Source organism: Treponema sp. R6D11 (assembly GCF_054786075.1).
Genome location: NZ_BDHD01000046.1, coordinates 1 through 13,025 on the forward strand (window position 1 = coordinate 1; position 13,025 = coordinate 13,025).

Genomic DNA, 13,025 nt, shown 5'->3' on the forward strand with positions numbered 1-13,025 from the left:
GGGTAATGCTGAGATAACGCGAAACTGAACGAATCCAACGTCGCTCTGAATTCTTCGTAATCCATCGTATCGTACTGCATGGTATTAAGAAGTACGATCTTGCCGTTTTCAAGCGCATAAGCGCCTTGAAGTACGTCGGTGGCGTTAAGTTCCAGCAGTTTTGTGTAAAGCTCCAAAAGCTTGCTCTTTGGAGAATCCATTACTTCCGCCCTGAAAATTACAAACGGGTCGGCGTGCATAATAGCCACGCCGTGTAAAGAGTGTTCTTCATCGTCCAGCAACCACATGTTTTCTTTGATCTTTTGATACGTTAACATCAAATTAACTAAGTATTGTTCTATTTTACTGTCTGCTTTGTTTTCTGCCATGCGTACCTCTCACTGTTTTCGGAAAATATTATCCTAGTAAAACCTGTCCGGTTTCGTCGATTGCAAGAATGCTCTTGCATTCCGAACAGCGGAAGCGGCCCGCTTTTATGGCTTTTAATTTTTTATAACAAATTGGACAGGATACGACCTTTGGAAAGATCGTCGGCTTGTCTTTTATCGGGGCGGAATGGAAAAAACTGATTGATTCTTCCAGGCTGTCCCTGATGTTGAAGAACTGGGAAAAGCCCAAAAGCTGGAATACCTCGTACACCTTGGGCTGAATGTCCATCATGACAAGGTCGCCGCCCTGCGGCTTTACCGCTTTTAAGAAAGTCGTGAACGATCCTATGCCAGTTGATGAAACGTAATTAAGACTGCCGCATTGAAAAATGAGTCTGACAAAACCCGCTTCAATCGCCTTTTGAATGCGCTTTTGAAAAAAGTTTGAGTTGTATGTGTCGATGTATCCGGTAAGCACAAGCATAAGGCACCTTGGCGCCTCTTCTATCTTTGTAAGCTTTATTTTTAGACTGTCGTCTTTTTCATCGTCGAAACCGGGAACAATATCATTGTTGGCCATCGTCTATCCTTTTAATTCCCCCACAATTCGCAGTTAATCTAATTATACTATTATTTTACAATTTTTACTAATTTTTTGTCAAATGCCTATTCAATAATATGTTATAATTTTGAATGTTTTTAAAAGATGTTAAAATAGTGCTTTGTAGGGCTTCCGGTTCCGCCAATGTTGGGGCAATTTGCCGTGTTTTAAAGAATATGGGGCTCTTTGAACTGCGTTTGGCCGCTTCTTTACCCCTGAATAGTGAGAAAATCGTCTCTATGGCGGTAAATTCAAGCGATATTTGGGAAAAAACCCGTTATTTTGACACTTTAAGCGATGCTGTCGCAGATTGTTCCATTGTTGTGGGCACCACAAGGCGACGCGGACACCACAGAAAGAGTATTTCCATGACCCCAAGGGCGCTTTCAACTTGGCTTGCGGAACGTCCCGGGCAGGCCGCTATTGTCTTTGGAAACGAGCGAACGGGGCTTGAAGCCGCCGAATTGGACGTTTGCAATTTCGCCTCCCATATACCCGTTTCGGACGGACAGCCTTCCCTGAACCTTTCCCACGCCGTGCAGATTTACGCCTACGAGCTGTTTTTGGCGTTGGCGGCGCAAAACCCCGTCAAAGGAGACTGGCAGCCCATGAACCAGACCGAGGTTTTCGCTCTTGTAAAAACAATCACAGACGCGCTCGCGGATTTGAACTTTTACTACAAACCCGGTAGGGAAGCGCAGGAACTTTTTTTGCGCGACGTGATCGCCCGCGCGGGGCTTATGGAGCGAGAGGGTGAGTATTTTAAGGATATTTTTATAAAAGCGGCGCGTCTTGGAAGCATGGTAAAATAATTATTCGCAAAAGACCTCACGCAGAGGCGCGGAGACGCGGAGGCGCAGAGGGCGTTGTTCGTTGGATTATCTTATTACTTTCATGATCCTTGTTTTGAAGATAATATTTCTTAAAAAACGATGAGTTATCGAACAACGCCCTCCGCGCCTCTGCGCCTCTGCGTGAGGTCTTTTTGGGATTATTTTTTTTGTAAATATGCTATAATTAGCGGTAGGAGAATAAGATGAGTGAAATATTAACTGTAGAGAAAAAGAAAAAATTGATAGAAGCCAACTGGCGCATGGAAGAATTAAACGAAGTGCCATTTTCGATAGAAGTGGGGCCCATGCACATGGGGACTAAAACTTTTTATAATAACCCCGACGCGGAAATCAAGTGGTCGGAAGATCACGCGAAAAAGAGGGAAGGGGTTTACGACTACGGTTTTTCCAATATAAAGCCCAACCAGGGAATCAATATCGTCGCGGGCGCGTTCGGCTGCGAGTGCAAGGTTAACGACGAGGCCGACCCCTGGGTCACGTGCCTTATCCGCGAAGAAAACGTCGATGACGTATTTAAGCTGAAAGTTCCCGATCCCGTAAACAACCCGTACTTTGAACAGGCGTGGAAACATGTCGAGGCGCTTCAGGCGAAATCGAAACTCCCGTTGAGGGTAATAAACGTTCCGTCCCCGCTTGTTACCGCTTCCCTTATCTGGGAATACACTTCTTTTATAGAAGCCACTTTAGTTTTCCCCGACGAAGTTCACGCGCTCTTGGAAAAAATCACGGAAGCGACCATCGGCTACATAAAAGAAATGTTTAAGCGGATAACGAACCTTTACGGGGTGAGCCATGAATTCTGGTGTGTGCCGAAAGAGATGGGTATTCGCGTAAGCGACGATACGGCGGCGCTCTTGTCGCCCGACCTGTACAGGGAGTTCGGCGTTAAGTACAACGCCATGATAGCGAAAGAATTCGGCGGCATTGTCGTACATTCATGCGGGGACGTTTCAAATGTCGCCGCGCCCATGACGGAGATCCCCGGCTTAAAAGGGCTTGATTTTACCATACCGCAGGTGCAAGACTGGGAAAAAGTCCGCGACGCCGTTGCGGGAAAAACGGTTCTCTGTCTGCGCCATTTTTACTGGGACCACATCGGCGACGGGGTGTCCGGCGTGGCGGGGTTGACGGATTACACTAAAAAGTTAATCGACTTTTTCGGGCGCAAGGGGGTGTTTATTCAAACATCGACACCTACCGCGCAAGAGGCGGTTGAGTTGGGGGGAGAATTTGCACAAAGTGTTAAGCAGGGGGTAGGGAGGCAAGCTTTTCCATTAGAAGATTTCACACAAAGGACACAAAAGAAGAGAAGAACACAAAGAGGAGTCTTGTCTGTTATCTTTTATTTTATTTGTTGAAAGCAAGTTCAAGAATAATCATTATTATTTTTCTTGCTGTAAATTAACTGACAGTCGGGACAAAGCCCAAGAAAGAGCTTACCATGAAATAGTTCCTTCCCACAGTCTTTACAGAATATTTTTTTATAAATTTGATGATCTTTAGTTCCTGGACGATTAATATCCGCTCCATCGAAAAGAAAACCATAAGAATCACCGTGTATTTCCGTTTCCCAACCACAATTAGAACATTTTAATATTGTAATTTCTGTATACCCTGTCAATTTTCCTGAAGGATCATCCCAACCATAATATTTTTTATTCTCCCTATAATAAGTTGATTTTGAAGGTATATTTTTGCACTCAGGACACACTTGTTCCAGCCTCTTTTTTTTCTCTTCTAATTTTTTTATTTCAGCCAAACGTTCTTTTACATTACATTTACAATTAGGGCATTCACTTGCGCCATCCCAGACTGATTTCTTACAATTTGGACAATTTATTAAAGCCATAATTTTCCTCCTAATAGCGGTTTTTTTGCCTATGTTGAGAAAATAGCACGATTTGAAAAAAAGTGCAAATGGTGGTATAGAGATTTAAGGTAACGCAGGGGACAAGCACTGGTAGGTGACACCCGAATTCCCTAATGTACCTTGCCTCGCAGGGTACACTAGCTATAGCGTGATTTTTTAATTTATTGTGCGTTTAAGATGTATGCCCAATTAATACTTGCTAGGAAGGTCAGGGCAGGCAGCGTGCCGGAAAAACATTTTCGGGATTCTCCGACGGAGGAGACTTTGGGATAAACAAGGAAAATTTAGAGAATAAAAGTTCGGCGGCTAACTACGATAAAAGCTTTCTAACTACTATAATTTAACCGCCGAAAGGCTCCATAGTCGGGCTCCCCCGAAGTTTTTTCGGTGCGCTGCCTGCCCTGACCTTCCTAAGAATAATCTTTAGGCATCCATCTTGCTCTCCCTTTGAAATGGTAACGTAGCGTAACCGACACCAGTTTTGCCTGGTTTACCCTAACCGCCGACCACCGCTATATATGGGGTAGGTCGGCTTTTTTTTTTTTTAAAAAAATCTTTCCGCTAAAGTCATGCAAAAACGCATATCCGCACATATATATAGGTGTTGTGTATGCAACATTTAAAATTCTTTTCAGGGGGAAAAAAATGAAAAAACAAATTGAAGCGATTGATTTTTCAGGCATAAAAAGAGCCATTGTCTCGGTCAAGGGGCAGAATGTTTTGATTGACAGCGATGTGGCGAATATCTACGGCGTGTTAACAAAAGAGGTAAATCAAGCCGTAAAAAACAATCCCGATAAATTTCCAGCGGGTTATATTGTTGAAGCCGACAGAGACGAACTGGTCAAAAATTTTGACCGGTTCAATAACTTGAAACACTCTACGGCACAACCAAAGGCTTTTACGGAAAAAGGTCTGTATATGCTTGCCACAATATTGAAAAGCCCGCAGGCGACGGCGGCGACAATTGCCATAATTGAGACTTTTGCCAAACTGCGAGAATTATCGAATATAATCGCAAAATTGGGTAACGCAACAGTAACCGAATCTTTCTTTTTTCGTGTTCATTCGTGTGGTTCGTGGTAAATTCTTCCTCTTTCCTCTTTCTTAATAATATTTGACATTTCCCCCGCATTTTGGTAATTTTAACATATAAAAATATAACCACAATCCAATAAGGAGGCCGTTATGGCACAACATCAATTTCAGACAGAAGTCAGCCGTCTTCTGCACCTTATTATCCACTCCCTTTATTCCAACCGGGAGATTTTTCTGAGGGAGCTTGTCTCCAACGCTTCGGACGCTTTGGACAAGCTTAAATATTTGACCGTGGCGGACGAGGCGTACAAGTCCGTCAGCTTCGATCCGCGCATCGATATTTCATTTGATAAGGACGCGAAAACTTTGACGATTTCGGATAACGGAATCGGCATGAACGAGGTGGATTTAATCGAGTCGCTTGGAACCATCGCGCGCTCGGGGACAAGGGCGTTTTTGGAAAAACTTACCGAAGACGCTAAAAAAGATTCCAACTTAATCGGACAGTTCGGGGTGGGGTTCTATTCCGCCTTTATGGTAGCGGATAAAATCGAGGTGATTAGCCGCAAGGCGAACGAAGACGCCGCTTGGAAATGGACAAGCGACGGCAAAGAGGGCTTTGAAATCGAGGGCGCGTCGAGGGACGCTCAGGGGACTACGGTTCTTCTTCACTTGACCGAAGAGGGAACGGAATACGCCAACCGCTGGACAATCGAGGACATTATCAAGCGCTACTCCAACCACGTCGCGTTTCCGATCTTCCTTACCTACGACGAGAAAGAATATGGCGATGACGGAAAAGAAAAGAGCAGTAAGACCAAAACCGACAGGATAAATTCGGGAACGGCGCTTTGGCGGCGCGCGAAGAACGAGCTAAAGCCGGAAGATTACATTGAATTTTACAAACAGCTAGGGCACGACACCGACGAGCCTTTGCACTACATTCATACGAAAGCCGAAGGGACTCTTGAGTACTCGACTTTATTTTATATTCCTAAAAAAGCGCCTTTTGATTTGTACAATGTCGATTACAAGCCCGGTGTAAAACTCTATGTGAAGCGGGTCTTTATCACTGACGACGACAAGGAGCTTATGCCCACATATCTGCGTTTTGTGAAAGGCGTAATTGACTCAGAAGATTTGCCCTTGAACGTAAGCCGCGAAATTTTGCAGCAGAACAAGGTTTTGCTCAATATAAAAAGCGCTTCCGTAAAAAAACTTCTTTCCGAATTCAAGCAGATGGCGGATAACGCGGTTTCAGGTTCCGATGAGGCGAAAGCAAATTGGGAAACGTTTGTATCCCAGTTCAACCGCCCGTTAAAGGAAGGGCTTTATCAGGATTTTGCCAACCGCGACGCTATACAGGAGATTGTCCGTTTTAAGAGCAGTACGGTTGACGGCTGGACATCTTTCGCCGATTACGTCTCCCGCATGAAGAGCGACCAAAAGTACATCTACTACATAACGGGCGGCGACGAGAAAACACTGCGTTCTTCGCCGTTGTTGGAAGCCTACCGCGCGAAAGAGATTGAAGTCCTTATCATGGGCGACGACATAGACGACATCGTGATACCGAGCCTGCACAGCTACCGCAAGGAAACGCCCGGCGAGGACGGGAAGACGGAGAGCAAGACATGGGAGCTTAAGGCGGTAAACCGCGCGGGCGCCGATGAGGAATTGGGCGAAAAGAAAGACAAGGCCGCGGAAAAAGAGGCGAAGCCCGTAATCGAAAAAATTAAGAAGGCGCTCGGCGACCGCGTGAAAGACGTTAAACTTTCCCGCCGCCTGCACGATTCGCCGTCCTGCATCGTCGCCGACGAGAACGACCCGTCGATTCAAATGGCGCAGATGTTAAAGGCGATGGGGCAGACCGCCATGACCGACATCAAGCCGATTCTGGAAGTAAATGGCGATCATCCCATTGTCGCCAGTCTTAAAAATATTGATGAAGAAGAACGTATCGCTGACGTAGCGGGCGTTCTGCTCGATCAGGCGCTTCTTGTGGAAGGGATTAAATTGAACGACCCCGCCGATTTTGTAAAGAGGCTGAACCGCCTGCTGGCTAAACCATGACGAAACTTTCGGAATTCAGCGTCCGCACCGGCGGCACTACGGACTGGATCAACATTACGGGCGAGGTGCAGAAAGCTGTCGCCGCTTCCGGCGTGCGCGAGGGAATTTGCGTCGTCTTCGTTCCTCACACCACCGCGGCGGTAACGATAAACGAAAACGCCGACCCCGACGTGCCGCACGACGTAAACCTTTCGCTTAACATCATTTCCCCCGACCGCAGAGAATTCCAGCACAGCGAGGGCAACTCCGCCGCCCACACCAAATCGAGCCTAGTGGGGCCTTCGCTAACCGTGATTGTAACAAACGGCAGACTGCTCCTAGGCACATGGCAGGGAATCTGGTTCAACGAATACGACGGGCCACGCACAAGGAAGGTTCAGGTTAGGGTTATTGGGGACTAGTACGATAACAATTAAATATTTACAAAAAGACCTCTCGCAGAGGCGCGGAGGCGCTGAGCTTTCGTTCGTTAGATTTTCGTAAAATAAGATATATTATTCTTAAAACAATGATTATGAAAGAAATACGATAATATTACAAACAACAACTCCGCGCCTTTGCGCCTCTGCGTGAGGTCTTTTGGGATACAAATAATATTTGAAACTTTCCTAGAACGAGTACGTCACGCTAAACCTAACGTAATTATTTCGCCAGTACTGACCGAGTTCCCCGGTTTCCTTCCCCGCGAAAATACCCGCTGATAATTTCAATGTTATGTCGTCTTCCGTCCATTTAAGCGCGGGGATAATGTGGTAGTCGGAATCTTCGATGTTCCAGATGACGGTCGCGCTGGGTTCAAGTTTGTCCATTAAGAACTTTTTGGATAAACGCGCGGTCAGGCGGGTGTTAATCGCGTTAGTGTCCGCTTCCGCGTCAAGAATGGGGTTGTCTCCGATCTTGTCGTTTAAGAGGCGCACGGTTTCATTGCACTGTACGTTGACGTTTACGCCCCAGATAATATCCCTGTCGAAACCCAGTGACCAGCCGATGAACGGGTTTTGAACTGAGCCGTCGTCTCCTGAACGATCTTCCGTAATATGAACGGCCACTTCCGCGCGCAAGTTAAAGCCGAAAAGAACTTGCGCATAATCAACGCCAATTTGATGATAGCGGTTATATTTTATTACGGGCGATATCAAGCTTAGATTAGCGGGATAATTGGGATTCAATGTTAACGGGGGAGAAGCGCCTAAAATACCGCTTGCCAAATCATCAAGAAAAGCGTCAACTCCTGCTACGGTAAATGTCGGGCGGAAAAGATGGCCGTAAAAATACTGGCCGCCAATATCTACGGAACCTACTGTGGTGGTGTAACGAAGGCCGGCCTGATAATTATCAAGCGTTCCCGTTGACGGATAGGAATAAGGGATTTCGTTCACGGACGAACGAAGATTTTCCCGAACGCCCATAAATACCGGTATAAGGGCGGGGTTGGCAATCGCTATAGGCATAAATTTTTCCGTGGCTTTTGAAGAAATTTCTTCTTCAACTGTTGAACGCATATTTTTAGTTTGATAAGGCTGCCATCGTCCGTCTTCGGCGAAACGGTGCCCCGCGAAATTCGGGATAAACACCCCTTCAAGTTTTGAAAACGCTCCCGCGTTCCACGTTACGTGAAGCATAAGCCTTGCGATTTTAATCGCTTTTGTGTCGGTAATGTTCCTAATGTCGGAATAGTCAGTCGGGTTTGTTATGTCCAACGGGCCGGGGCTGTCCGCTTTTCCCCACGCAAGTTTGCGATACCCCGTTTCGATATTTACAGAGCCGATGTAGGCTTTTATGTACGCTTCGTCCACGATAAGCGGGGTGTAATTTGATTCATATAATTTTGGATCTTTGTACCGAAGTTCGTTTATCGAGTCGGCGTTAATGTTAAACGCTAAATAGGCTTCGCTGTTGGAAGCCTCCGGCCAGATATATAACGAGCCTGAAATCATGTCACGCAAATGTATTTCCTGGGTTCCCTCGTTTTTCTTAAAGTCGCGTACATAGGGGGACAATTCTACCGTAATGCTGCCGCCAGCTTCTTCCCTTTTAGACGAAGAAGGTTTTGATTTTGCAGACGGAGCGGACCCGTCGGTTGAATCTGGCTCAGAACCGAACCCGAATTCCTGCGCCCAAGCGCCGCTACAGGCAAGGATTAAAAGTAAAACAAATAACTTTTTCATTGGCTTCTTCCTGTTTCCAAAAATTCTACCGTAAATACCTTTTCAGGAATCGGATCGTCGTATTTGGTAATTTCATTTGTAATGGTGGTATACGTTCCGGCGGCGTGGGTCGTCATTTTTGTGGATGTAACGGTAAGGCGTCCCTGTATATTTTTAATGCCGGACATTTCGGCGGTTTTTACCAGAGTGTTCTTTTTATCGTAAAGCTCGATTTTTACGGTGATAAGGTTATCCTTTGTTATCCACTGAACCATCTTTGAATACTGGTAAGAACTGTCCTTTGGTACCGCTTGAATTACATAGCATGCGGTTCCGTTATAATCCTCTTCCCGTAATATGGTATGGGTGTCGCTTGCCGCGTTTCTGCTTGTCGAAGATATGTCGTCGTAGGAAAAATCCGTCCCCATAAAACTGCCGGAACCTTCAGAAGCGGCTACTCGGCGCACCTTCCCAAGGCTTGGCAGGTAAACCCACCTGTCGCCCGCGCCGCCGGAATTTTCCATTGTAAGGAAGCGCGTCCCCGCGACGCTTGCAGGCTGTTGGAACACGATCATGGCGCGGGAGCCTTTCGGCCCGTCTTTTGAATACTGGTCAACGAGCCTTTCCGAAGACGTGCCGTTTTTAGCGGTAATCGTCATTTTGGAATGCGTGGAAAGCGTCGTAGATTTTATCCTGTTTCTTGAGGCGCGGACAATTTCTTCCGCCGTCTGCGGCGTATTTTGCGCGAAAAGGGCGATAGCCGAAACCGCCGCCAGTGTAAAAAATAGAATTTTCTTTTTCATAACATCTCCATATACAATATAACAAGAAATACGGGAAATATCCTAATCTGTAACAAATTTCGGTTTAATTATCGCAAGCAGTGCGGGAAGGAGCGTCAGGCTTACAAGGGCGCTTGACGCCATCGTAAAGGCGATAAGCAGGCCGAGGTCGGCGAGCATTACAAAGCGTGAAAGCAGAAGCACGGCGAAGCCCGCGCCCACCGACAATGCGTTAATTACGATCGCCTTTCCCGAACTGAAAAACACTCGCCGCAAGAAATCGCCCGTACCGCCTGTCGCCTTGTACTCTCGCTTGTACGCTTCCAGACAGTGAATCGTGTAGTCAATCCCGATGCCCACGGAAACGGCGGCGACCATCGAAGTGCCTAGGTTCAGCTTGATCTTTAAAAAGCCCATAACAGCAAAATTGAGCAGAATCGTAATCGCGAGCGGTGTAATGCCGATACAGCCGGCGACAAGCGATTTGTTGGAAAGGGCGATAATGATGAAGACGCAGGCCAGCGAAAACACCATCGAGATTACCTGCGACTGCACGACAAGGTTGTTAATGGAGATTTCCACTTTTGTTGTGCCGCCGATGGTAACGTCAACGTCGGGGGGAAAGTTCGCCGCGACGTATTTTTCTATCTCGCGGAAAATCGCGCGGCTGTCGTCCACGCCCATCGTGCGAAGTTGAACCGTCGCCTTTACCGCGTCAGGCTCCAGCGGATCGTTCGCGTACTCGCTGATGTTTCCGGACAGGAGAACGAGGTAATTCGCTATCAGCCACTGTAATTCCTCCGGCGTTTCCTTGCCATAGCGTTTTGGATCGGTCGGTATCTCGTAATAGGAAGCGCCCTCGTAATTTGTCCGCCGCTTCAATTCCCAAACAAGCTCGTTTGCGTTCATGCCGCGGAAACGGCTTCCCGCGCGTTCAAACAGTTCGACCATCTCGCTTTGCGTGTAAACTTTTTCGCCGCCCTTGTCCTTCGCGGGAACGCTACTTTGTTTCGTAGCGGGCGTCGCCACGGGCGTCGCCACAGGCGTAGGAGAATCGTCAAAGCCGAAACCGAATCCGCCGAAGCCGAAATCGCCCAATCCAGAACTGCCCGAAACATTTGCCGCCGTTGGGCGCAAACCGTCGGGGCTTTCCTCGGCGTTAAAGACCTGATTGATCCGTTTGATTAAATCGGTAAAGCCCATTACCTTGCCCACTCCGGGAACTTTCTTCTGCAAATAAGTTGAAAGCCCGTCCATGGCGGCGAGGGTGTCTGGTCTTAGAGTGTTTTCGCAACTGTCGGTTTGGGCGACCACGCTTACAACTTTGGAACCGCCGAACTGCCGCCTGATAAATTCGTCGGAGCGGTAAATATCGGTGTCCGTCCTGAAATATTCGACCATGATGTTGTCGATGATCAATTTTGAAAACCCGTATACCGAAAAGGCGACGACAAGAACCGCGAGAAACACGATTGTTTTTTCCCGTCTGGCGAGAATGACAAGGTTGTCCGCAAGAAACGCGCTGAAACTTGATTTTTCCTCATCGGCTTTTCTAGAGTTGATTTTTCTCGGCCCCCTGATAATTAACAGGGCGGGAATAAGGGTAATCGCGACGAGAAAGGCGACCGCGACGCCGAAGCTTGCGAAGTAGCCGAACTCCCTGCACGGTGCGACGGACGTGAAACAGAAGGACAGGAAGCCCGCGAAGGTGGTAAGCGCCGCAAGGAACACGGGCTTGCGGATCTTCATTAGTGATGAGACGACTAACTCGCCGTGTTCTTCGCGGGACATTTCTTTGCCGCCGCGGTCGTGAAGGTAGTGGGTAACGACATGAATCCCGTAGGCGCTTCCGACGGCGACAAGTATTACAGGCAGTACGGTGGATATTACGGAAAGTTTTATTCCGAAAATGGGCATCGCGCCTACCGACCAGATTGCCGAGATAAGTACGGTAAGCAGGGGCAGGACTACGGGGGTAAACCCTCGGAAAGAGAAAAATAAAATCAAAAGGACTACGACGGTTACGACGGGGATTAAAAGTTTAAGGTCGGTGTTCATCGCCTCGTTTACGGTCGTTACGATTACGGGCATTCCCGTCACATAGACCGTGGCGCTGTCGTCGAATATTTCATGGGCGAGATCCCGTATCTGTAAAATGTGATCGGTTACTATCTTTGAGCTTGCATCGTCGGAACTGATCGAAAGCGGGATTAAAATCTGCGTCGCGGTAAAATCGTCGGAGTACAGGGCTTTTTCGTACATGTCCCAGGAGAGCAGTCGGCGTTTTAATTCTTCGATTTCCTGCGGCGTTCCAGAAAAATCATCGGTTACAAGTTTTTCTACTATAATGGCGTCGCCGTCCGAGGTGATGTAATCGGCGTTGATTAGCGATGTTACGTTTTTTACGATGGGCACGTCCTTTATCGCATTGTTGTAATCGCGTATCAGGTTCAGGAAGCCCGGCTCGAATACCGTGCCGTACTGCCGTTCCAGCCCTATCAAAATGAAGAAGGAACTTCCGAACATTCTGTCTATCCATTGCGACGTTTTAAGCGCTGGATCGTCGCCCGGCACAAAGCGCAGGTTATTGTTGTCAAGTTCCGCCTTTGGCAGTTGAAGGGCGAAGAACACCGTAATAACGGCGACGACGGCGACAATCAACCACGGGTATTTATACATTTTCTGCATGATTAGTTAGATAGTAGTTTATTATGAAAATTTAGTAAAGGTTAATGTTTCTGTCTTAGCTTGATATGTACTTCGCGCAACTGCTGTTCCGTAACTTCGCAGGGGGCATCCATAAGCAAATCCTGCGCGTTGCTGTTCATTGGAAAAGCGGTCACTTCGCGGATGTTTTCTTCGTCCGCAAGAAGCATCACGATACGGTCGATGCCGGGGGCCATGCCCGCGTGGGGCGGGGCGCCGTAGTGGAAGGCGTTAAACAAGGCGGAAAACTTGGTTTCTATGTCGGCCTGCGTGTACCCGGCGATTTCAAACGCTTTTACCATGACTTCCGGCAGATGGTTTCGCACCGCCCCAGAGGAAAGCTCCACGCCGTTGCAAACGATGTCGTACTGCCACGCGAGGATATCAAGCGGGTTTTTCGTGTTAAGCGCCTCAAGGCCGCCCTGCGGCATCGAGAAGGGATTGTGCGTAAATTCAACCGCTCCCGTTTCTTCGTTTGTGCCGAACATCGGGAAGTCCACGACAAAGCAAAACTCAAACTTGTTCTTATTGATTAATCCCAACTGTTCGCCGAGGGCGGTACGAATCTGCCCCGCAAACCCGTCCA

12 protein-coding genes are annotated in these 13,025 nt (G+C 47.5%); 5 read left to right on the forward strand and 7 right to left on the reverse strand.

Annotated features, from left to right (window positions below; genetic code table 11):
• A partial coding sequence (locus tag ACYVTD_RS06125) for a YbjN domain-containing protein (protein ID WP_461246903.1) occupies positions 1-368 on the reverse strand: 368 nt, incomplete at its 3' end.
• A 28-nt stretch (positions 369-396) separates the two neighbouring features.
• Complete coding sequence (locus ACYVTD_RS06130) at positions 397-948, reverse strand: STAS domain-containing protein (protein ID WP_461246904.1); 552 nt, start codon at positions 946-948, stop codon at positions 397-399.
• 113 nt (positions 949-1,061) lie between these two features.
• Between ACYVTD_RS06130 and ACYVTD_RS06135 the strand changes: the two genes are divergently transcribed.
• Positions 1,062-1,781, forward strand: coding sequence for an RNA methyltransferase (locus tag ACYVTD_RS06135; RefSeq protein WP_461246905.1), 720 nt, complete (start codon positions 1,062-1,064; stop codon positions 1,779-1,781).
• 224 nt (positions 1,782-2,005) lie between these two features.
• Entirely contained in the window at positions 2,006-3,181 is a 1,176-nt protein-coding gene (locus tag ACYVTD_RS06140; RefSeq protein ID WP_461246906.1) for a uroporphyrinogen decarboxylase family protein, read from the forward strand.
• 8 nt (positions 3,182-3,189) lie between these two features.
• On the opposite strand, the gene ACYVTD_RS06145 is transcribed toward ACYVTD_RS06140, so the two are convergent.
• Entirely contained in the window at positions 3,190-3,672 is a 483-nt protein-coding gene (locus ACYVTD_RS06145; protein ID WP_461246907.1) for a hypothetical protein, read from the reverse strand.
• A 666-nt stretch (positions 3,673-4,338) separates the two neighbouring features.
• Between ACYVTD_RS06145 and ACYVTD_RS06150 the strand changes: the two genes are divergently transcribed.
• From ACYVTD_RS06150 to ACYVTD_RS06160, 3 genes are all read left to right on the forward strand, one after another.
• Entirely contained in the window at positions 4,339-4,779 is a 441-nt protein-coding gene (locus tag ACYVTD_RS06150; protein ID WP_461246908.1) for an ORF6N domain-containing protein, read from the forward strand.
• A gap of 102 nt (positions 4,780-4,881) precedes the next feature.
• On the forward strand, positions 4,882-6,804 hold the full coding sequence (htpG, locus tag ACYVTD_RS06155; RefSeq protein WP_461246909.1) for a molecular chaperone HtpG: 1,923 nt from the start codon (positions 4,882-4,884) through the stop codon (positions 6,802-6,804).
• The gene (locus ACYVTD_RS06160) at positions 6,801-7,205 is read left to right on the forward strand and encodes a secondary thiamine-phosphate synthase enzyme YjbQ (protein ID WP_461246910.1); all 405 of its coding nucleotides are present in this window, start codon (positions 6,801-6,803) and stop codon (positions 7,203-7,205) included. Before htpG ends, ACYVTD_RS06160 begins: the two co-directional genes overlap by 4 nt.
• A gap of 207 nt (positions 7,206-7,412) precedes the next feature.
• On the opposite strand, the gene ACYVTD_RS06165 is transcribed toward ACYVTD_RS06160, so the two are convergent.
• The 4 genes from ACYVTD_RS06165 to ACYVTD_RS06180 form a co-directional block, all read right to left on the reverse strand.
• On the reverse strand, positions 7,413-8,972 hold the full coding sequence (locus tag ACYVTD_RS06165; RefSeq protein ID WP_461246911.1) for a hypothetical protein: 1,560 nt from the start codon (positions 8,970-8,972) through the stop codon (positions 7,413-7,415).
• The gene (locus ACYVTD_RS06170) at positions 8,969-9,754 is read right to left on the reverse strand and encodes an outer membrane lipoprotein-sorting protein (protein WP_461246912.1); all 786 of its coding nucleotides are present in this window, start codon (positions 9,752-9,754) and stop codon (positions 8,969-8,971) included. Before ACYVTD_RS06170 ends, ACYVTD_RS06165 begins: the two co-directional genes overlap by 4 nt.
• A 42-nt stretch (positions 9,755-9,796) precedes the next feature.
• Entirely contained in the window at positions 9,797-12,412 is a 2,616-nt protein-coding gene (locus ACYVTD_RS06175) for an efflux RND transporter permease subunit (RefSeq protein WP_461246913.1), read from the reverse strand.
• Positions 12,413-12,462: 50 nt separating this feature from the next.
• The coding region (locus ACYVTD_RS06180; RefSeq protein ID WP_461246914.1) for an amino acid--tRNA ligase-related protein at positions 12,463-13,025 on the reverse strand (563 nt) is incomplete at its 5' end.